This is a genomic window from Micromonospora sp. DT231, from assembly GCF_049847025.1.
Classification (GTDB): domain Bacteria; phylum Actinomycetota; class Actinomycetes; order Mycobacteriales; family Micromonosporaceae; genus Micromonospora.
Genome location: NZ_JBNCNO010000001.1, coordinates 371,715 through 391,065, shown reverse-complemented (window position 1 = coordinate 391,065; position 19,351 = coordinate 371,715). Strand labels below are relative to the sequence as shown.

Annotated in this window: 20 protein-coding genes; 13 read left to right on the top strand and 7 right to left on the bottom strand. The window is 71.4% G+C overall.

Features of this window, described 5'->3' with window-relative positions; translation table 11 throughout:
- Nucleotides 1-2: 2 nt before the first annotated feature.
- Both ACPXBU_RS01610 and ACPXBU_RS01605 read right to left on the bottom strand, forming a co-directional pair.
- Entirely contained in the window at nucleotides 3-953 is a 951-nt protein-coding gene (locus ACPXBU_RS01610) for a hypothetical protein (protein WP_425755835.1), read from the bottom strand.
- 28 nt (nucleotides 954-981) lie between these two features.
- Complete coding sequence (locus ACPXBU_RS01605) at nucleotides 982-1,470, bottom strand: MarR family winged helix-turn-helix transcriptional regulator (protein WP_425755833.1); 489 nt, start codon at nucleotides 1,468-1,470, stop codon at nucleotides 982-984.
- A 118-nt stretch (nucleotides 1,471-1,588) separates the two neighbouring features.
- Here ACPXBU_RS01605 and ACPXBU_RS01600 point away from each other — a divergent pair, with 118 nt between their 5' ends.
- Both ACPXBU_RS01600 and ACPXBU_RS01595 read left to right on the top strand, forming a co-directional pair.
- Nucleotides 1,589-2,044 carry an SgcJ/EcaC family oxidoreductase gene (locus ACPXBU_RS01600; protein WP_425755831.1) on the top strand — a complete coding sequence of 152 codons (456 nt, stop codon included), beginning with the start codon at nucleotides 1,589-1,591 and terminating at the stop codon, nucleotides 2,042-2,044.
- A gap of 335 nt (nucleotides 2,045-2,379) precedes the next feature.
- A complete protein-coding gene (locus ACPXBU_RS01595; RefSeq protein ID WP_425755829.1) occupies nucleotides 2,380-4,560 on the top strand; it encodes a HelD family protein in 2,181 nt (726 codons plus the stop codon).
- 17 nt (nucleotides 4,561-4,577) lie between these two features.
- Here the strand turns inward: ACPXBU_RS01595 and ACPXBU_RS01590 are convergent, their stop codons facing one another.
- Nucleotides 4,578-5,243 carry a response regulator transcription factor gene (locus ACPXBU_RS01590; protein WP_357239979.1) on the bottom strand — a complete coding sequence of 222 codons (666 nt, stop codon included), beginning with the start codon at nucleotides 5,241-5,243 and terminating at the stop codon, nucleotides 4,578-4,580.
- A complete protein-coding gene (locus tag ACPXBU_RS01585) occupies nucleotides 5,240-6,088 on the bottom strand; it encodes a sensor histidine kinase (protein WP_425755826.1) in 849 nt (282 codons plus the stop codon). The genes ACPXBU_RS01590 and ACPXBU_RS01585 overlap by 4 nt, the downstream gene beginning before the upstream one ends.
- A gap of 112 nt (nucleotides 6,089-6,200) precedes the next feature.
- Here ACPXBU_RS01585 and ACPXBU_RS01580 point away from each other — a divergent pair, with 112 nt between their 5' ends.
- Genes ACPXBU_RS01580 through ACPXBU_RS01565 form a run of 4 tightly spaced genes read left to right on the top strand, consistent with a single transcriptional unit; the run spans nucleotide 6,201 to nucleotide 9,227 of the window.
- A complete protein-coding gene (locus ACPXBU_RS01580; protein WP_393368450.1) occupies nucleotides 6,201-6,914 on the top strand; it encodes an ABC transporter ATP-binding protein in 714 nt (237 codons plus the stop codon).
- Nucleotides 6,911-7,660: a hypothetical protein gene (locus ACPXBU_RS01575; RefSeq protein WP_425755824.1), complete on the top strand. Its 750-nt coding sequence runs from the start codon at nucleotides 6,911-6,913 to the stop codon at nucleotides 7,658-7,660. The genes ACPXBU_RS01580 and ACPXBU_RS01575 overlap by 4 nt, the downstream gene beginning before the upstream one ends.
- A complete protein-coding gene (locus ACPXBU_RS01570) occupies nucleotides 7,657-8,298 on the top strand; it encodes a hypothetical protein (RefSeq protein ID WP_425755823.1) in 642 nt (213 codons plus the stop codon). Before ACPXBU_RS01575 ends, ACPXBU_RS01570 begins: the two co-directional genes overlap by 4 nt.
- The gene (locus ACPXBU_RS01565; RefSeq protein ID WP_425755821.1) at nucleotides 8,295-9,227 is read left to right on the top strand and encodes a hypothetical protein; all 933 of its coding nucleotides are present in this window, start codon (nucleotides 8,295-8,297) and stop codon (nucleotides 9,225-9,227) included. Before ACPXBU_RS01570 ends, ACPXBU_RS01565 begins: the two co-directional genes overlap by 4 nt.
- Here ACPXBU_RS01565 and ACPXBU_RS01560 read toward each other — a convergent pair.
- Entirely contained in the window at nucleotides 9,224-9,820 is a 597-nt protein-coding gene (locus tag ACPXBU_RS01560; RefSeq protein WP_425755820.1) for a helix-turn-helix domain-containing protein, read from the bottom strand. The genes ACPXBU_RS01565 and ACPXBU_RS01560 overlap by 4 nt on opposite strands.
- A 110-nt stretch (nucleotides 9,821-9,930) precedes the next feature.
- Here ACPXBU_RS01560 and ACPXBU_RS01555 point away from each other — a divergent pair, with 110 nt between their 5' ends.
- On the top strand, nucleotides 9,931-10,575 hold the full coding sequence (locus ACPXBU_RS01555; protein WP_425755818.1) for a class I SAM-dependent methyltransferase: 645 nt from the start codon (nucleotides 9,931-9,933) through the stop codon (nucleotides 10,573-10,575).
- A 26-nt stretch (nucleotides 10,576-10,601) separates the two neighbouring features.
- Here the strand turns inward: ACPXBU_RS01555 and ACPXBU_RS01550 are convergent, their stop codons facing one another.
- Nucleotides 10,602-10,862: a hypothetical protein gene (locus ACPXBU_RS01550; protein ID WP_393368434.1), complete on the bottom strand. Its 261-nt coding sequence runs from the start codon at nucleotides 10,860-10,862 to the stop codon at nucleotides 10,602-10,604.
- A 151-nt stretch (nucleotides 10,863-11,013) separates the two neighbouring features.
- On the opposite strand from ACPXBU_RS01550, the gene ACPXBU_RS01545 reads away from it, so the two are divergent.
- The 6 genes from ACPXBU_RS01545 (at nucleotide 11,014) to ACPXBU_RS01520 (ending at nucleotide 16,526) form a co-directional block, all read left to right on the top strand.
- Nucleotides 11,014-11,874, top strand: a complete 861-nt coding sequence (locus ACPXBU_RS01545) for an ATP-grasp domain-containing protein (RefSeq protein WP_425755816.1) — start codon at nucleotides 11,014-11,016, stop codon at nucleotides 11,872-11,874.
- A 113-nt stretch (nucleotides 11,875-11,987) separates the two neighbouring features.
- Nucleotides 11,988-13,148 (top strand): toprim domain-containing protein, encoded by a 1,161-nt coding sequence (locus ACPXBU_RS01540; protein ID WP_425755815.1) that lies wholly within the window; start codon nucleotides 11,988-11,990, stop codon nucleotides 13,146-13,148.
- 208 nt (nucleotides 13,149-13,356) lie between these two features.
- Nucleotides 13,357-13,872: a hypothetical protein gene (locus tag ACPXBU_RS01535; RefSeq protein ID WP_425755813.1), complete on the top strand. Its 516-nt coding sequence runs from the start codon at nucleotides 13,357-13,359 to the stop codon at nucleotides 13,870-13,872.
- A 50-nt stretch (nucleotides 13,873-13,922) separates the two neighbouring features.
- Nucleotides 13,923-14,447, top strand: a complete 525-nt coding sequence (locus ACPXBU_RS01530) for a hypothetical protein (RefSeq protein ID WP_425755811.1) — start codon at nucleotides 13,923-13,925, stop codon at nucleotides 14,445-14,447.
- 7 nt (nucleotides 14,448-14,454) lie between these two features.
- Entirely contained in the window at nucleotides 14,455-15,669 is a 1,215-nt protein-coding gene (locus ACPXBU_RS01525) for an MAB_1171c family putative transporter (RefSeq protein WP_425755809.1), read from the top strand.
- The gene (locus tag ACPXBU_RS01520; protein WP_425755807.1) at nucleotides 15,666-16,526 is read left to right on the top strand and encodes an oxygenase MpaB family protein; all 861 of its coding nucleotides are present in this window, start codon (nucleotides 15,666-15,668) and stop codon (nucleotides 16,524-16,526) included. Before ACPXBU_RS01525 ends, ACPXBU_RS01520 begins: the two co-directional genes overlap by 4 nt.
- Before the next feature lie 33 nt (nucleotides 16,527-16,559).
- Here ACPXBU_RS01520 and ACPXBU_RS01515 read toward each other — a convergent pair whose 3' ends face one another.
- Nucleotides 16,560-19,196 carry a tetratricopeptide repeat protein gene (locus ACPXBU_RS01515; RefSeq protein ID WP_425755805.1) on the bottom strand — a complete coding sequence of 879 codons (2,637 nt, stop codon included), beginning with the start codon at nucleotides 19,194-19,196 and terminating at the stop codon, nucleotides 16,560-16,562.
- Nucleotides 19,197-19,351: the final 155 nt, after the last annotated feature.

Sequence of the window (19,351 nt, the reverse complement as noted above, 5' to 3'; positions counted from 1 at the left end):
GTTCAGCTCTGCTGGTAGTTCACGGCGGCGAACCCGCACGGTTGGTGCAGGTGTAGGTAGTGGGCACCCTCGCCGTAGTCGTCCAGGTCCGCGCCGCCCACCAGACCCACGTAGTCCATCTTCTGGCCGCACCCGGGGCAGTCGGCGTGCTCGGCGTCCTGGATCCATTCGGGCGCGCCGCCCAGGGTCGAACCGCCCCGATCCCACGCGCTCGCCTGATAGGGACTCTTCCGAGCCGGACCCAGGATCGGCGCCAGCGTCGGCGGATCCTCCGGTTCGGTGGAACCGATGTAGCTCGGGCGGATGTTGCCGGGCCACCACGTGGTGGTGCCGGCCGGCGTGACCTGGCTGTACAGCGTCGTGTAGCAAACGCAGAAATGGCAGGTCTCCACGACCAGTCGGCCGGACCAGCCGGTGTGGGCCAGCGCGGCGCCGACGGCAGGCTCCGCGGTGTCGAGATCCACGGCGATCCACAACGGCGACGCGCACCACGGGCAGGTGGGCCGGTCCGCGCGTGGCGGCGTCTCGCGCATGACCCACTGGTACGCGGTGCCGCCGCACAGATCCCGGCGGCTGCCGTCCGGGCCGATCGTCCAGCCGGCCTCTTCGGCGTACCCCAGCGCACTGACGTGCAGGTCCTCCGCGCCGGCCGGCGGTTGCGTCGTCCAGCGACGCAGGGCGCTCTCGGCCAGCGGGTGAGCGGTGTGCGCCAGGATGAGGAGGAGCTCGTTGAGGTCGTCCGGCGTGGTGCCGCCGTCGATCCGCTCGATGACCCGGCGGACCACGTCGACCTCCGCCGCCCGGTACAACGTCGCCGGCCACAGCACGTCCCGATCGAGCAGGTACCCGAGGTGCGGGGCCAGCCTCTGCGGGTCCGTGTCCGCGATGGCGGACAGTTCCTCGATGGCCTCGTCGTCCTCGACGGCCACCTTCTCGATCAGCTCCTCGATCACGCGGGGAATGCTAGTGCCCGTCTTCGTCTCAGGAGAGCCGGCCGCTGCGGTGGGCCGTATGCGCGCGCACCTCGCGGGTGGCGGTGAGAAGCGCATCGGCGGCGCGGTCGAAATAGTCGAACAGCACCGCCAACTCCTCTGGCCGGTATTGCTGGAACAGCTCGCCCAGCCGCTGCCGGGCCGGGCCGACGATGGTGTCCACGTCGAGCGTGGGGACGGGTTCCACAAGCACCCGCCGCCGATCGGTCGGGTCGGCGGTTCGCCGTACGTGCCCGGCCCGTTCCAGCCGGTCGATCAGCCGGGTCGTCGCGCCGGTGGTCAGTCCGGTGCGCTCGGCCAGCTCGCCGGAGGCCAGCCGGCCGGCAAGATTCAGGACGCTGAGTGCCGCCCAGTCGGTGGTGTGCAGCCCCGCCGCGTCCGCCGCAGCCTGCGTGTGTGCGGTGACCGCGTCGAGATAGCGCTGGAGCGACTCATGGGCCCCTGCGGGCAGACCCGGCGGTGGCGTGGCGTCGGCCATGGCGTGACGACTCCTTCTGCGCTAATCTCTGCACACGTGCAGATGTTGCGTGCATGCAGATTCTGCCTGTACGGAGCCAATATAGGCATCGGCAGCAGACGACCCGGAAGGAAGACCCATGAGCCATCCCGACCGCTCCGCCGACCTGGCGGCGATCGCCGAGGTCATGGACGCGATCGCGCGCGCCTGGGACGCCGCCGACGCCGACGCGTTCGGACGCTCCTTCACCGAGGACGCGTCGTACGTGACATTCGTCGGCACCCTCTACCACGGCCGGGCCGACATCACCGAGGGCCACCGTGCCCTGTTCCGTGCCTTCACCAAGGGCACCCGGATGGCCTCGGAAACTCTGAGCACCACGTTCCTCGGCCCCGACATCGCGGTCGTGGTCGGCCGGGGCGACACCCACAAGGGCCGCCGCCGGCACGCCCTTTCCAAAATCCAGACCTACACCCTGGTGCGCCGACCAGAGGGCTGGCGGGTTGCGGCCTTCCACAACACCCGTCGGCGCTCGCTGATGGAGGCAGTGCAGTTCCGCTTCGCTCCCGGCACCAGACCGGCGGCGACAGCGTAACCGTGCGGGTGTGGGAGATATCGGGTCTCCGGGGTGGGATGACGCCGAGGATCGCGGGCGATCGGTATGCGTTGTGGCGTAAGGCTTTGGCGGTGCCGGTCCAGCCCTGGCAGCGAGGGCCGCCCGAGCCGACAGGAGTGGCCGCCTTCAGATCAGGTAATCACCGAAATGTCAAAACGAATACAGATGGACTGAGGCCACCTTTCGCAAGGCATTGAGATTCCCGTCTCTGGCGACAGATCTTCTGGCCGACGAGGAGAATGAGTTCTATGCTCGCCCGGGAATAGGCTGCGGGCTCATCCGCGGCCCGGGGACCACAAGCACGGGGATTGCGAATGCGCCAGGATTCTGCTCCGCACAACGGCACTGCTGGATTCAGCGAGGGGACCTCCGACGGCGCACCGCCGAGTGCCGCCGCGGAGGACGTCGCCCGCCGATCCGCGGTCGCCGAGGAACAGACGTTTCTCGACCTGGCCACGGCCCGGCGCGACAGGCTGGTCGACCACCTCCGGGTGGAGCTTTCCGCCGAGGCCCTGGACCCGGTGGAACAGGCCCGACAGCGCATGCTCCGTCAACAGTACGAAGAGCTACGGCGAGCACGGGACGGACTGGTGTTCGGCCGCCTCGACGGCCTCGACGGCACGGTGCTGCACGTCGGCCGCATCGGTCTGCGCGACGACAGCGAGGACAGTGAGCCACTGCTCGTGGACTGGCGTGCCGCCGCGGCTCGGCCGTTCTACACCGCGACGGCTGTCGACCCCCAGGGCCAGGCACGTCGCCGGCACATCCGGACGACCGGATCGACAGTCGTCGGCGTCGACGACGAGCCACTGGACGGGACCCTGTCGGCGGAACTCGTCGGTGAGGGCGCTCTCCTGGCCGCCCTCGACCGGCGGCGCACCGGCCACATGTCGACGGCGATCGCGACGTTGCAACGCGAGCAGGACGACATCATCCGGGCCGAGGCGACCGGCCCGCTCATCGTTCAGGGCGGCCCCGGCACCGGCAAGACCGTGGTTGCCCTGCACCGCGTCGCGTACCTGCTGTTCGCCCGCCGGGCGATGGCCGAGCAGGCGGTCCTGGTCCTCGGCCCCTCGCCACGGTTCCTCCAGTACATCGCCCAGGTGTTGCCCGCGCTCGGTGAGACCGCAGTCGTCTCGGCGACCTGCGACACCCTGCTGCCGGGAATCCGGGTGGCCCGCGACGAGAGCCGGCAGCTCGCCGAGATCAAGGGCCGGGCCCTCTGGCAACCCGCGTTGGAAAGCTACGTCACGTCGCTGCTCCCCCGGCCCCGTGAGCTGAAGCTGCGCTGGGAGGGCGAGTTCTACGCCATCGCCGCCGCGACGGTGGCGCAGGCGCTCGCCTCGGCGGTGCAGGGCCGGCCGTACCATCGCGCCCGCGCGGTCTTCGCCGAGCAGTTGCACCACCTCCTCGCCGACGCCGTCGTCGAGCAGCGCGAGACACTGATGAAAGAGATGGAGGAGGGCTTCGAGGACATCCTCGCCCGCGTCGACCGGGACCTCACGCGCGAGCACCACCTCGGCCGGGCTCCCACCGGCAGCGACGTCAACGGCGTGCTCTCCGAGGAGGAGGTCGAGGATCTTCGTTCGCGGATCGCCGGAAGCGCCAGCATCGCCCGGTTCGTCGAGGCCTGGTGGCCCACCCTCGACGCCGAGGCCCTGCTGGGTGCTCTCCTGACCGACCCCACCCTGCTGGCCCGGTTCGCACCGCGGCTGTCCCCGGCGGAGATCACCGCCGTCTCGGCCGAGCCAGCCGAGTGGGCATCCAGCGACATCGCCCTGCTCGACGCTCTCGCCGACCTGCTGGGCGAGGTCGACGCCCCGCAACCCCAGGGCGAGTTCGTCGCCGACCGCGCCCGCCGACAGCGCGGCTGGGTGTACGGCCATGTCTGTGTCGACGAGGCGCAGGAGCTGTCCGAGATGCAGTGGCAGATGGTCGTACGGCGCTGTCCCAGTCGCTCCATCACCGCGGTCGGTGACATCGACCAGGCGGAGGCGGCGCACCGGCACAGCAGTTGGGCACAGGCGGTGCAGGCAGTCTTCGGAGACCGTTGGACCGCCGCGGAACTGACCATCTGCTACCGGACCCCGCGTGAGGTCATGGACCTCACCGGGCCGGTGTTGACGAGAGCTGGCAGCCACAACGCGCCACCACGGGCGGTGCGTTCCTCCGGCATCGCCCCCTGGGAGCTCACCACCACACCCGCCGAGCTTGCCGGCGCCGCCGCCCAGGCGGTGCGACAGCTTCGGCAACGGTGGCGTGGCGGCACGGTCGGCATCGTCGCCCCCGCCGACCGCATCACCGAACTCCTGGCAGTCCTGAGCGACGTGCCGGTGCTCACCGCCGCCCAGGCCAAGGGTTTGGAATGGGACGCGACACTCCTCGTCGACCCGCAGGGCATCGCCGCCGAACCGCGTGGCTGGAACGGCCTCTACGTCGCGCTGACCCGATGCACCCAGGAACTCGGCCAGGTGATCCTCACACGCCCTAGCTGACCCAGGACCCGTCGGGTTCAGCGGCGTGGCCGCACCAGGCCCGCGTCGAACGCCGCGATCACGAGCTGCGCCCGATCCCGTACGGCCAGCTTCGCCATCAGGTGCGTGATGTGCGTCTTCACCGTCTTCACCGAGATCACCAGGGCGGTGGCGATCTCGTCGTTCGACAGGCCGCCACCGATGAGCGTCAGCACCTCCACCTCACGGCCGGTCAACCGCCGCAGTGCCGGCGTCGGCCGATCGGGTCGGGGCGCCGTGACGTAGTGCGCGACGAGCCGGGTGAGGATCGACGGCGCGAACAGCGACTCACCTCGGTGGGTACGACGGATCGCCTCGATCAGCTCGTCGGGGCGGGCGTCCTTGAGCAGGAAACCCGAGGCTCCCGCGTGCAACGCCTCGTATACGTACTCGTCGAGCTCGAACATGCTCAGGACCAGGACGCGGGCGGTGGACAGGGCGGGGTCGGCGCAGATGCGACGGGTGGCCGTAAGGCCGTCCAGGTGCGGCATCCGAACGTCCATCAGGACGACGTCGGGGCGGGTGGTACGGGCGCACGCCACAGCCCGCGCGCCGTCACCGGCCTCGCCGACGACGGCCAGGTCCGGCTCGTTGTTGATGATCATGGCGAGGCTGTGTCGCAGCAGCGCCTGGTCGTCCACCAGCAGCACCCGGATGTCGCTCACGCCGCCTCGTCCCGGATCCGCGCGGTGAGGCGGAAGCCCGCGTCGACAGGCTCCGCCGACAGGGCGCCGCCGAGACTGCCGACCCGTTCCCGCAGCCCGGCCAGCCCGTGGCCGGCGCCCGGCGACGCTCGCCAACCGTCGACCGACGGGCCGGTGTCCGCCACCGTGACCACCACGTGGGTCCCGTCCCGGTGCACCGACACCCGCACGTCGGTCGGTCCCGCGTGCCGCGCGGCGTTGCTGAGCGCCTCCCGCACGGTCTGGCAGACGGCGACCTGTACGCCCTGTGACACCGGGCCGAGCTGCTCGACCGTCAGCCGTACCCGAATCCCGGCCAGCGACGCCGCGTGCACGATGTCGGGCAGGTCGTCGAGGCTGTCCACCGGCGCACGGCGGCCGGCGGCGGACGGCTCCCGCAGGACGGTGAGCATGCGGCGCAGCTCGGCGGTGGCGTGCCGGCTCGCGTCCTCGATGTCGGTGAGCGCCACCTGCACCTCGGCCGGCTTGGGCAGGTGCCGGGTGGCCGCCGCGCGGACCGTGATCAGACCCAGGCCGTGCGAGACGATGTCGTGCAGGTCGCGGGCGATCCGCAACCGTTCGGCCAGCACCGCCTCGGACGCGGCCCAGGCGGTCAGCCGCGACTCGTAGGCGGTGCGGTCCGCGCGGGACCGCCGCACCGCCCACACCGCGGCCGCGACAGCGCCACCGACGATCAGCGGCGGCAGCACGACGGCGAGCGGGCCCTGCGTGCCGACCGTGCACATGGCCATCACCAGCACGGTGGCCACCACGGCGACCACCGGCACGATCCTGGACCGTCCGGAGGGGCGCGGGTGGACGTTCACCTCCCCGACTGTAGTTCTCAGACCAGGGTCTGACGGTCCGTGGACCGACCGGGCCGCGGGGATCCGAGAACGGTCCGATGTGTGCGGGTCGGCTCACCTGTTGACTCGACCCATGATCACGATCGATCGCGTCAGCAAGACCAAGAGCGGGACGCGGATCCTGCACGACGTCACCTTCGAGGCCCGACCCGGCCGGGTCACCGGCTTCCTGGGTCCGAACGGCGCCGGCAAGACGTCGACGCTACGGATCCTGCTCGGCCTGGACAGCCCGCAGAGCGGCACCGCGCTGATCTGCGGACACCCGTACCGGAAACTGGACCGCCCGCTGACGACTGTCGGCGCCCTGCTCGACGGCAGCGGCGCGCACCGGGCCCGCACGGCCCGTGCCCACCTGCGCTGGGTGGCCGCCAGCAACGGCCTGCCGGACTCCCGCGCCGACGAGGTCCTCGAGACCGTGGGCCTGACCGGCGACGCACGCAAGCGCGCCGGCCGATTCTCCCTGGGCATGAGCCGCCGGCTCGGGCTCGCCACCGCGCTACTCGGTGACCCGGAGGTGCTGGTCCTGGACGAGCCGGTCAACGGGCTCGACCCGGCCGGGATCCGCTGGATGCGCGGATTCCTGCGCGACAGCGCCGCACAGGGCCGCACCGTCCTGCTCTCCAGTCACCTGATGGGCGAATTGGCGGAGATCGCCGACGACGTCGTGGTGATCGACAAGGGTCGGGTCGTGACCCACGGCAGGCTCGCCGACGTCACCGGCGGTCACCGCACCCTGGAGGACGCCTTCTTCGCGTTGACCGCCACCGAGGCGGGTGGCCCGTGGTGAACCTGGTCCGCGCCGAAATCCGCAAGCTGCTCGGCCTGCCCACCGCCTGGATCGGCCTGGTGCTGGGCACCCTCATCGCTCCCGTGGTCGTCCTGCTGAACGCGCCGTACACCCGCCGCGCGATCGCCGACGGCACCCTCACCGACACGTCCGACCTGGGCCTGAACGACCTGGGTATCGGCCTGATCGGTCCGATGGTCCTCGGCGTCATCGTGGTGAGCAGCGAATACACGTCCACCGCTCGGGACGCCCCCGGCGCCCGCCAGCTCACGGCCACCCTCGCCGCGGTGCCCAACCGGCTGCGGCTGCTCGCGGCGAAGACCACCGCGCTCGTGCTCGTCGTCGCGGCACAGGCGGCGGTCACCGCCGCCGCCACCCTCACCCTCACCCAGGTGCTGCACGGCGACCACGCGCCGGTACCCGCCGCGACGCGCATCGCCGCCGCGATCCTCTACTGGACGCTTACCGCGCTCCTCGCGTACGCGATCACGCTCATCACCCGCAACGGAATCGTGCCGCTGACACTGCTGATCATCAACAGCTCCGTGGTGTCCGTCTCGTACCTGCTGACAAAGGTCACCGACCTCGCCTCCTACCTACCGGACATCGTCGGGGCGCAGATGTTCATCCGCGGCGCGGACTTCCCCGTCGAGGTTGCGCCGGTGACCGCCGGCCTGGTGATGACGGCCTGGATCCTCGCGCTGCTCGCGGTCGGGGCCGTCCTGTTCCAGCGGCGCGACGCGTGAACGCCACCCGCGCCGAACTGCGCAAACTGCTGACCCTGCCGTCGTTGCGCCGGACCGCGTTGCTGACCTGGGCCGCCACCGTCCTGCTGACGTACGCGTACGCGTCCGCCGAGTCCCGCGGTGATCGTCTCGGCGACAACGCAGCCCTGGGTCCGCTCGGCTACACCCAGGCCGGTTTCCTGGTGCTCGGCGTGCTGGCGGCCACGTCCGAGTACCAGGAGGGCGACCAGATCCGGACCACACTGCTCGCGATGCCCCGCCGTCTGCCCCTGGAGGCGGCGAAGGCACTCGCGCTGGCCGCGCTGACGCTCCCGGTGGCCGCCGCGACGGCGGCCACCAGCACCCTGCCGGCCGACGGGGCGGGCTGGACGGCCGGCGCGACCGGGTACCTGACGCTCACCACACTGCTGGCGGCGGCGGTCGGCAGCGTCGTCCGCAGCGCCGTGTCCGCGGCGATCCTGCTGCTCGGGCTGTACTTCGTCGCCGGACCGCTGCTGCGGGCCGGGTCCACCGCCAGCGCTGCCTACCTGCCGGACACCGCAGCCCTCGACCCGTCGCACGGCGCCGCCGCCACGATCGCGTGGACGTTCGGCGCCCTCATCCTGGCCGCGCTGACGTTCCGTCGCCGCGACGCGTGACACCCGACGTCGGCGCGGTACGTCCACGCCGGCCGGCACAACATCGCGGAACGTCCACGACGCCGGCCGGCACAATATGTGGTGCGCCGTCGACGTGCGGCCGCGCCATCCTGACCGCACACGGCGAGTTCGGGGTACGCCTGATCGGCCTGGACGGCCGCACCCGGGCCCGGTGGGACGTACCCGCACACCAACTCGTCGTCGCCGATCACGGCGCCAACGTCCTGCTCGTCGCACGGCGCGGCACCTCCGGCGAAGTCCGCGCCCTGGACCTGAGCACCCGCCGGCTGCGGCCACCCGTCGCCATCACGGCGCACCACGTGCTGCCCAGCTACGACGGCGCGTTGCTCACCGTGGTCGACGACGACGGCATCGCGTTCGTCGACCTGACCGCCGACGTCCCCCGCGTCACGTGGCGCGAACTGGACCCCGGCATCGCGGTGCTCGACATCGCCCGGAGCCCGACCAGCCTCGCCGCGCTGCTCCGGATCACCCGTCAACCGGGCGCCGACGCGGACCACACCGAGGTGTGGCGCTGGGACCTGCCCGCGCTCATGCTGCGGATGCGCCGACCTGTCGACCTCGACGGCCTCGCCAGCGTCGCGCTGCTCGCCTCCTCGGCGCTGATCACCACCCGCCACGACGAGCACACCGACACGTACGAGGTGCGGGGGCACGGTGCGCCGACCCGGATGGTGGAGGCGAAGCCGACCCTGCTGACCGGCGGGGGCATGCGCGTCGACCGCCCCACCGACACCACCGTGGAGATCGCCGACGGCAACCTGCGCGTGGTGTTTCCGCCCTCCGTCGGCGCGATCGGCGTGCGACGCCACGCCGACACCCTCACCGTGTGGGAGGAGAGCGGCAGGCTTGTCGTCGTCGACCTCACGCGCCGCCAGGCCGTCGCCTGCCTGCGTACGCGTCTCTAACTGGATTCGTGGCGCTGGGGGGCGGCGCGGACATGTGCGCGTTCGCCCTGCTTGCCGACGAGGCTGAGGAACTCCACAGGGCCTGAGCTGGTGGCGCCGAACCAGTGCGGGGTGCGGGTGTCGAACTCGGCGACCTCGCCGGGTTCGAGGATGAGGTCGTGCTCGCCGAGCACGAGCCGGAGTCGGCCGTTGAGGACCAAGGCCCAGTCGTAACCCTCGTGGGTACGAAGGTCGGGTTCGGCGTCGTCGCGCCCGGTCGGGAGGACGAACTTGTAGGCCTGGATGCCTCCGGGTCGGCGGGTCAGCGGCACGACAGTGAAGCCGTCGCTGGTGGGCAGCGGGCGCATGTTGACGCGTGGGTCGCCGGTCGGCGGCGCGTCCACGAGTTCGTCGAGAGTGACGCCGTACGCGCGGGCCAGCGGCAGCAACTGTTCGAGGGTGGGGCGCCGCAGGCCGGCCTCGAGCCGGGAGAGGGTGCTTATCGAGATGCCGGTCTCCGCGGCGAGGTCGGTGAGGGTGATGTCGCGGCGCTGCCGTAGCTGCTTGAGCCTCGGCCCGACGGCGTCCAGGGTCCGGTCAGTCGACTCGTCCATGGCCCCAGTTTGCCATTTGGCAAGAAGTTTTGCGGATCGGTCCGCTACTGGTCACTGTTGAGCGGCTGTGGACGCGCCGGCCGCGTCCCTACCACCAACGGAGACCCTTGATGACGCACTCGTTCGACAAGGATTACTGGGACCGGATCTGGGACGGCGATCGTGCCGCCGCCATGGCCGCCGGCCAGCCCAATCCGCACCTGGTACGGGAGATCGCTGACCTATCGCCCGGAACGGCCCTCGACGCGGGCTGCGGCGCCGGGGCCGAGGCCATCTGGCTCGCCACCGGCGGCTGGCAGGTCACCGCGGCGGACATCGCGACCACGGCGCTCGCCCGCGCGGCCGAGCGCGCCGCCGCCAGCGGCGTCGCCGCCCGGGTGCGGTGGGTCGAGGCGGACCTGGCCAGGTGGCAGCCGGACACACGGTACGACCTGGTCACCACCCACTACGCGCATCCCGCCATGCCGCAGTTGGACTTCTACGACCGCATCGCGTCCTGGGTGGCCCCCGCCGGCACCCTGCTCATCGTCGGCCACCTCCACCACCAGGATCACGCCTCCGGCACCGGGCACGGGCACGACGAGACCGGACCGCCCGCCTCGGCCTCGGTGACAGCCGCCGACATCACCGCGCGCCTCGACCCGCTCGTCTGGCAGGTCGTGACCGCTCGGGAGTCGCACCGGGCCCTGCCGGGGCACGGCGGCCACGCAGCCTCGATCCACGACGTGGTCGTCAGAGCCAACCGCCGTCCCTGACCCGCCCGGTGGTCCGGGTCGCACCGTCAGGGGGCGACGATGATGTCGCGGACCAGGGGCTTGAAGGCGGATCGTCCGCCGTCGTCGACCGCGACGACCACACGCACGCAGTCATCCACATCCGGCAACGCGTACGTCACCACCTGGTACTGCCTGCCGTCGGCACCGGTCACGACCGCTTTCCTGCTGTCGTCGAGCAGCGGCACGAGTGCCGGGTAGGGCACCTGTTGCAACTCCGCCAGAGCCTGCTCGGCGATCGCCGCGGCCACCGTGCTGTTCAGCGTCATCGTCTGTCCCTGTCTGCTACCGCCCGTGCCGTGACCAGGCTAGCGGGACACGGGGACGACGTACCGTGGTCGCCGCCGTTGGCGTGCCCACCGGCCGGGCCGATCGAATCTCGGGTGGAGCCCGTTGCCGTAACTGCGGCACGATGGTCGGATGCTGCTGCTGGTCCCCGCGAACCCCCTACGGCCGCGCCGGCCCGACGACCACTTCGCACCCGAAGCGCACGCCGCACGCGCCGCCGGGATCGACGTCGCGGTGGTCGACCACGACGCGCTGGCCGGCGACGAGCCAGAGGCCGCGGTCACGGCCGTGCCCGCCGGTGGCGTCGCCGTCTACCGCGGGTGGATGCTCCGCAGCGACAGGTACGCGGGCTTCGCCGACGCCCTCGCCGCCCGCGGCGTGACCCTGCGCACCAGCGCCGAGCAGTACCGCCGCGCCCACGAACTCCCCGGCTGGTACGACCGCCTCGCCCCGGTCACCCCCACCTCCACCTGGACGACAGGCGCCAAACGGACCGCGTTCGACGAAGCCCGGGCACGGCTCGGCAGCGGCGCCGCCGTGCTGCGCGACTACACGAAGTCGATGAAACACCACTGGCACGAGGCGGCGTTCATCCCCGACCTCACCGACCCCTCCCCCGCCTGGCGGGTGGCCAGCCGTTTCCGAGAGCTCCGCGCTGACGACTTCACCGGCGGCTTCGTCCTGCGCGCCTTCGAGCGTTTCACCACCGCCGAGGTACGCACCTGGTGGATCGGGGGCGCCTGCGTACTCGTCGGCGCACACCCAGACAGCCCCGACGACCTCCCACCCCCAGGCATCGACCTCACCACCCTCACCCCCCTGATCGCCGCCCTCGACCTACCGTTCGTCACCGTCGACCTCGCCCGCAGAGACGACGGCATCTGGCGCGTGATCGAACTTGGCGACGGTCAGGTCAGCGACCGACCGACAACCATCAGCGCCGACGATTTCGTCGCCGCGCTCTGGGCCGGCGGGCCGCCCGGGCAGCGATAGGCCGCGCTCGCCGCCGCCCTCGGCCGCCGGTCCACTGTGCCCCCGCCGCGAGCGGCCCAGCGCTCCTGGCCGGTAGGGACCGGTTGGCCTAGCGTGGACACCGGAGGTAGGCCATGGGCGTTCCCCGACCCCATCATCCGACATCCCCGGTACGCGGCAGCGGGCCCGAGTCCGCGCGGCTCCTGGCGGCCGTCGAGGCCGCGGTGGCGTACTACCGTGCCCAACTGGGACAGGCCGACGGCCCGCGCGCGTATCTCGCCCACCGCGGCCTCGGTGTTCTCGTCGAGCGGGAGTGGCCGTGGCGGGTCGGATACGCCCCACCGGGCTGGAGTTCGCTCACCGACCACCTGCTCGCCGCCGGCTTCACGGCGGAGGAGGTGGTAGGCGCCGGCGTGGCACGGCGCACCCGATCGGACCCACACCGGCTCATCGACGTCTTCCGCGACCGGATCATGTTCCCGGTACGCGGTCCCGCCGGACAGGCCGTGGCGTTCCTCGGCCGCTGCCGCCCTGATTCGGTGGTGCGCGTACCGAAGTACATAAACAGCCCGCGGAGCGCGATCTACGACAAGGGACAACTGCTGTTCGGCATCGCCGAGCAGCAGGAGCGTATCCGCGCACGATGGACACCGGTCCTGGTGGAAGGGCCGGCCGACGTCCTCGCGGTGTGGCTGTCGTACTCCCGGTCGGGCCCCTCGGGGGCGGTGGCCGTCGCGCCCTGCGGCACCACACTCACCGACGACCAGGCCGCGATACTGCGGAATCTGCCCGGCGCCGCGCAGGGCGTCGTGGCGGCATTCGACGCGGACCCGGCCGGCTGCGCCGCCGTGGACCGGGCCTGGCGCCTGCTGCGGCAGCAACGCCTGCCCGGCCCGTTGCTGGTGGCCGAGTTCGCCGCCGGCGCCGACCCGGCCGACCTGCTCCGTCGGCCGAACGGCAGGGCCCAGTTACGGACCGCCCTGCGGCGGCGGGCCCGTCCCATGCTCGACGCGGTGCTCGACCACCGCCTCACCCGGCTCGTCGAGCGGCATCCCCGTCTGCTGGAAGACATCGACGGGAGGTGCGCCGCCGTCCGCGTCCTGGTGCCGCTGCTGTTTCAGGCCGCCAGCCCGGACGACGCGATCCGGCTCGCCCGACGCATCGTCGCCACGACCGGGGCCGGCGTCGACACCGTCGCGATCGCCGCGATCACACACCTGGAGGACACCCTGCACGCCGCACGGCCAGGCGCGGGCGCAGGAGGAGTCCCCCCGTTGTGCTCCTTGCGGAGCTGACCCCTCCCACGGCGCCTCCCCGTTCGGCTGGCGGACCTCGGGTTCGTCCGCCACGCAACGGGCGTTGAGCAGATTGGCCGATCGCTCAACACGCGTTGCTCCAAACAGGAGCGAGCATACGCTCACGTTCCGTGCGGGTGTCAACATCTGTTTCGTTGCCGCATCCATCTGCGACACTGTCGTTTCGGTGCCTGGAGGGTGAAGAATCATGGCCGACGATCGGCACACAGAGCAGGAGCTGCCGCCCCTCGACACGCTGGCCGCGAGGCTCGAATACCTGTTCGACGAGATCCGCCCCACTCGCGACGAGCTCGGCGACTCCGACGAGCCGGGGCGCAAGTACACGAACAAGGAGATCGCCGACAAGATCAACATAGCCGCGACCGAGACAGGTGTCACGATCAGCGCCGCCTACATCGGAGAGCTACGCCGCGGCGTGGCACGTGATCCCCGCACCTCACACGTCCGCGCCCTGGCCGCCGCCTTCGGGGTCAACTCGGGCTACTTCGTCGACGACGCGGCGGCACGGCGAATACAGGACCAGATCACGCTGCTCAGCGAGCTGCGTCGAATGGACGTCAAGCAGGTGGCGCTGCGCCAGGTGCTCGCCGACAACGGCCTCTCGGCGACCGACACCCAGCTCATCGAGCAGATGGTGGTCCGCCTGCGAGCCGTGGCCGAGGGTGCTGGCGTCACCGGTTCCGGGCCCGGCGAGCGCACCTAGCCGTGCACATCCTCCGATGGGAGTACGTCGACGAGCAGGGGAACGCTGACGTGAGGTTGTACCGATTACGCAAGCGCTGCGAGCGGATCGTCGCCGAGCTCGAGGTGCCCGAGCCGTTCGACATCCAGACGCTGTGCGACGTCCTCGGCCAACGCCGCGGCCGGCCCATCCACCTGGTGCCGATCAAGCTGCCGGCGCAGACGGTGTGCGGGATGTGCGTGCCGACCGGCGACTTCGACGCCATCTTCTTCGAACAGGACACCTCGCCGCTGCACCAACAGCTGATCATCGGCCACGAACTGGGTCACCTGCTCGCCGGCCACCGGGCGACCGAGGTACTGGACGCGGACGCGTCCCGCCTGTTGCTGCCCGACCTCGATCCGCAACTGGTCCAGCGCAGCCTCGGCCGCAGCAACTACGCCGCGGCCGAGGAACGCGAAGCCGAGATGATCGGCTCGCTGCTCCTGCGTCGGCTCCGTGGCGGGCGCGGCGACGTGGACGACGAACCGCTGGACGGCCAGGACGCCGAGCTGTACGGCCGGCTCCGGCACTCACTCGAGCACCCCCACTGGTAGCGGAGCGATGGATACCGTCCTGTATACCGTGTGCGCCGTCGCCGGCTGGATCGCCGTCGTCTACATGGTGCGACTCCAGCGCCGGCACCCGAGCCGGGCCCGCCGCGCGATCTGTGTGGGCCTCGGAGCCTTCGCCGCCGGGATCACCGCCGCCATCCCGCCGATCGCGTCCGCCATCGACCAGGCGTCCGGCCTGCCCAACCTGGCCAAGGTCATCTCCCATGGCTGCGCGCTGACCATCTCGGCGAACGCCGAGATCATGCTCCTGCACTTCGCGCTTCCCCCGACGAAGGCCGCCGCCCGTGCCCGCGTCTGGGTGTGGATCACCGGGCTCGCGTTCCTCGTCATGGCCGGCCTCTTCGCCTACACCCTCAGCTACGACGACCCGGTGCTGCTGACCGTCGAGTACGCGACCGACCCCGTCGTGACCGCCTACCTGCTGATCTTCCTGGTGCTCGGCTTCTTCGCCTACTGCTTCGACATCACCCGGCTGTGCTGGAGCTTCGCGAAGATCTGCGGTCGGCCCTGGTTGCGCCGTGGCCTGCGCATCACCGCGGTGGGCGCGGCCTTCGCGCTGCTCTACAGCGTCAACAAGATCGTGTATCTCGTCGCCTACTGGGCCGGCCACCAACCCACCGGTGAGCGACAGATCGCGGCGGTCCTGGTGACCATCGGCGCGCTGCTCATCACGATCGGCCTCACCATGCCGGCGTGGGGGCCCACCCTGCGGATCACGCGCCGGTGGGAGGACTTCCACTCCTACCGGCGGCTCGAACCGCTCTGGCGGGACCTCATCGCGGCCCTGCCCGAGCTGGAACTCGACCCCGCCCTGCGCCGGCCCCTCACGGCGGCGCGCGACATCGACTACGCGCTGACCCGCCGGGTGGCCGAGATCCGCGACGGCCGCCTGGCACTGCGCCCGTACAGCGACGTCGGTGTGACGACGCTGGCCGAGCAGCTCGCCGAGCAGGCCGGACTGACCACACAGGAACGGCAGGCAGCCGTCGAGGCCGCACACCTGGCCTGCGCGCTGCGGCGGCACGGCGCCGGTCTCGTGGCCGCCACCCCGCAGCCCGCGGACGAGTTGCACCGCCCGGACGATGGCTACGCCGGCGAGGTGGCGTGGCTGACGCTCGTCACCGACGCCTACGCCCGCTCACCTGTGGTGGCGCAGACGCTCGGCGCGACCCGGAAGCTCACCGCTGGAGACGCCCGCCGATGAGAGGCCGCTACGCGAACCTGACCCGTACCCGTGCTCTCGACCCGGAGCGCGACTACCTGGCCATCTACCAGACCATGCTGCGTCACGAGTTTCCGTGGGACCTGAAACTCGGGCTCAACCTGGCCTTCAACAGGTCCTTCTCCATTCCCGCCATCGCCGCGGTGCACACGACCACAGGTGAGCTGACCGACCGCACCCAGAAGCGGATCGACGACACCGGCCTGCTGATGTACGAGATGGTGCTCAACGGGTTCGAGCAGCCTCGTGGCCGGGACGCGTTGCGGCGCGTCAACCAGATCCACCGCCCGTACGACATCAGCAACGACGACTTCCGCTACGTCCTGGGTTGCCTCGTGGTGGTCCCGACGCGGTGGTTGCGGGAGTACGGTTGGCGCCCGCCCTGCTGCCACGAGCGGCAGGCCACATACCTGTTCTACCGGGAGTTGGGCCGGCGGATGGGCATCACGGACATCCCCGGGTCGTACGACGAGTTCGAGACCTGGTTCGACACCCACGACGCAGTGCACCTCCAGCCCAACGACGACGCGGCGGCCATCGAGCGGGCCACCCGGATGCTGATGCTCACCCGGATCCCCCGGATGCTCGCGCCGCTGGGAAACGCGCTGGTCAGCGCGATGTACGATGCGCCGCTCCGCCGCGCCATGCGGGTTGAGGCGCCGGCGTGGCCGGTCCGGGCCGGCCTGCACCTCGGTCTGAAGACGCGGGCCAGGGCGCAGCGGTGGTTCGGAGCGCCCCGGAAGACGGCGCTGTTCGCCGACGGGATCAACGCCAGGAGCTACCCCGACGGGTACGAGATCAGCCAGCTCGGTCCGCGGCCCGACCGCGTACCCGAGTAGCGCGTCACCGTGGAGTTGGCGGAACGGCGCCGATCAACCGCAGCTCACGGTGCTCACCAGGAGCTGTCCCGTCAGGTCCGGGCTCCCGGGTTCGACGCCGTCGCCGTCGAGGGCGGTGAGGTGGGCGCGGATCTCCTCGGCCTCGGGCATGTCCAGGTCGGCGTAGAGGGTGAGCGCCCGTAGGAAGTGAGCACGGGCGGACGTGGGGGCCCCGAGAGCGCGGTGGGCGTGACCGAGGCCGGCGTGGGTACGGGCGTGCTCGTGGTACGCGCCGATCTCGACGACGATCGCGTGTGCCGCCCCGTGGTGGACAAGGGCGTCGGCGACGTTGCCCGTGACACGAGCCGCCTCGGCGATTCCGTTGAGCGCGCTGGCTTCCCCGTACCGTTCGCCGGTCTCGCGAAAGATGTCGAGCGACTGCTGGTGATGGCGGCTTGTCTGGCCGAGACGGGTGTGCAGCGTGCCGAGGCTGTTCAGCGTCCAGGCCGTGCCCGTGTGATTGCCGAGTTGGCGGTACACGGCCAGGGCCCGCTCCAGGTGGATCCCCGCGGCCCGGTGCCGACCCAGCCGTATCTCGATGTCGCCGAGGGTGTTCAGCGTCCAGGCTTCCCCGGTACGGCCACCGAGTCGCTGGAACAGGATCAGGGACCGTTGCACGTGCTTGGCGGCCAGCCCGTACCGACCCAGTTGCGCTTCGACCTCACCGAGGTTGTTCAGCGCGTGTGCCTCCCCGGCCTGGTGGCCGGCCTGCCGGAACAGGGTCAGGGCTCGGCCGTAGCTGGCGGCGGCGGATCGGTTGCGGCCGAGCTGCGACTCGATGACACCGAGGTTGACAAGTACGCGGGCTTCGCCGACCTGGTCACCCACCCGTCGGAACAGGTTCCGGCCCTGCTGGAGGTGCTCGGTGGCCGGCCCGTACCGGCCGAGCTGCGCGTAGGTGGCGCCGAGGCTGGTCGAGGCGTGGGCCTGTCCGGCTGAGTCACCGGCACGGCGAGCGGCGGTACGCGCGTGCTCGTGGATGGCGAGGGCGTCGGTGGGATACCCGCCGTGCAGGTACGGGAACAGGCTGGCCGACAGCCGGGTGGTGTGGGAGGGCCAGCCGTGGGCGGCGGTGTGAGCGGCGACGGCGACCAGAGCCGGGCGCTCGGTGTCCAGCCAGCCGCGGGCGGTGTCCGCGTCGAGCGGCGCCGCGACCCGCACGCCGCCGGATGACGGCTCGCGGTGCGATCCGGCCGGGTACAGGACGCCCACGGCGGCGGCCGTGGTGGCCGCGTAGTAGTCGAACAGACGGGTCAGGGCTGCCCGCCGTTCGGGTGGTGGGTCCTCGTCGCCGCACCGGGCGGCGGCGTACGCGCGAATGAGGTCGTGCAGGGCGTACCGACCGGGGACGGCCTGTTGCAGCAGGTGGTCCCGGTGCAGGTGGCGCAGATGGATCTCCGCGTCGGACGGGCGGACGCCGGTGAGGGCAGCGACGGCCCGGGCGTCGAAGTCATCGCCGGGATGTGCCGCCACGAAGCGCAGCAGCCGTCGCCGTTCGGTGGGCAGTTCGCGGTAGGAGAGGTCGAAGGCGAGCTCCACGCTGACGTCGAGGCGGCGCTGGTGGTGACGCTCGTCGAGCCGGTCGGCGTGATCGGTGAGCGTCCAGCCGGAGGTGCTTCTGAGGTGCGCGTTGACCAGCCCGAGCGCGAGGGGGAGGTGGCCGCACCGCTGCGCGATCCGGGCCACCGCGTTCGGGTCGGGGCCGGCGGGGAGGGGCGGGCCGCCCCCGGCGAGCAGCGCGGCCGACTCGTCCGGAGTGAACAGGCCCACGGTGAGCCGTGTGGCGTGCGGCAGGTCGCCGAGGTCGCGTCGACTGGTGATCAGCACCGGGCAGCCCGGGGTGTCGGGCAGCAACGGGCGGGCCTGTTCGGCGTCGCTGGCGTTGTCCAGCACCACGAGCGTGTGGGTGCCGGCCAGGATGCGGCGGTAGGCGGCGGCCCGGGCGGGCAGGTCGTACGGGATCTGCTGGCCGGCGACGCCGAGCAGGCGCAGGAAGCCCTCCAGGACCGAGGCCGGGTCGGCCGGCGGTTGACCGGGGTCGGGGTGGAACCCGCGCAGGTTGACGAAGAGGATCCGGTCGAACGGTTTCCGTCGGTGCACGGCATGCGCGGCGTGGATGGCGAGGTGGGTCTTGCCGACGCCCGCCATGCCCTGGATCGCCAGGACGACCGGGTCGTCGTCCAGGTCGCTCCTGTGTAGCTCCCGTCGGAGCCGGTTCACCACGGCGGTACGACCGACGAAACCGGGGAGATCCTGCGGCAGGTCGTCCTGGACCCGCACCTGCGATGCCGCTCGGGCCTCCCCGCCGACGACCCGAAGCGCCTGCCGCCACTGCGCCACGTACCCGACGTCCGGGTGCATGGCCTCGACGATGGCGATCACCAGATCGGTGTTGAGCCGCCGTCGACCGTCCCGGAAACAGTCGGCGACCGTCGTCCGCCTGGCCAGCAGACCACCGGGCCGGCCGGTGGCCTTCCCGGCGGCGTTGATCCGACTCTTGATCGTGTCGTAGGACGGGTCACCGGCCCACACCTTCAACATCCGTAGCCGTTGGGCCACGTCGTCGAGTGAGTCGGCAGGCCCGGGATCCGGCGGCGCCACACCGCCTCCACTCGGCAGCGACTCGGTCACGGCGACTCCTGCACGGTCCTGATCTCGGGCTTGTCGTCCTACTAGACCCGCACGGTCCGGCGGCGTCACCTGATTTGTCCTTGATCGGATCCGCCGAGCGCACCGGAGGGCCGCCGGTGGTGGCCATCCGGGATCGTCCGGGATTCACCCACGGC

Bases quoted from the DNA above. Each gene is read 5' to 3' on its own strand.
- ACPXBU_RS01595 (WP_425755829.1), top strand. From the start codon at position 2,380: ATGCGCCAGGATTCTGCTCCGCACAACGGCACTGCTGGATTCAGCGAG.
- ACPXBU_RS01600 (WP_425755831.1), top strand. From the start codon at position 1,589: ATGAGCCATCCCGACCGCTCCGCCGACCTGGCGGCGATCGCCGAGGTC.
- ACPXBU_RS01525 (WP_425755809.1), top strand. From the start codon at position 14,455: ATGGATACCGTCCTGTATACCGTGTGCGCCGTCGCCGGCTGGATCGCC.
- ACPXBU_RS01520 (WP_425755807.1), top strand. From the start codon at position 15,666: ATGAGAGGCCGCTACGCGAACCTGACCCGTACCCGTGCTCTCGACCCG.
- ACPXBU_RS01550 (WP_393368434.1), bottom strand. From the start codon at position 10,862: ATGACGCTGAACAGCACGGTGGCCGCGGCGATCGCCGAGCAGGCTCTG.
- ACPXBU_RS01605 (WP_425755833.1), bottom strand. From the start codon at position 1,470: ATGGCCGACGCCACGCCACCGCCGGGTCTGCCCGCAGGGGCCCATGAG.
- ACPXBU_RS01540 (WP_425755815.1), top strand. From the start codon at position 11,988: ATGGGCGTTCCCCGACCCCATCATCCGACATCCCCGGTACGCGGCAGC.
- ACPXBU_RS01555 (WP_425755818.1), top strand. From the start codon at position 9,931: ATGACGCACTCGTTCGACAAGGATTACTGGGACCGGATCTGGGACGGC.
- ACPXBU_RS01580 (WP_393368450.1), top strand. From the start codon at position 6,201: ATGATCACGATCGATCGCGTCAGCAAGACCAAGAGCGGGACGCGGATC.
- ACPXBU_RS01545 (WP_425755816.1), top strand. From the start codon at position 11,014: ATGCTGCTGCTGGTCCCCGCGAACCCCCTACGGCCGCGCCGGCCCGAC.
- ACPXBU_RS01560 (WP_425755820.1), bottom strand. From the start codon at position 9,820: ATGGACGAGTCGACTGACCGGACCCTGGACGCCGTCGGGCCGAGGCTC.
- ACPXBU_RS01535 (WP_425755813.1), top strand. From the start codon at position 13,357: ATGGCCGACGATCGGCACACAGAGCAGGAGCTGCCGCCCCTCGACACG.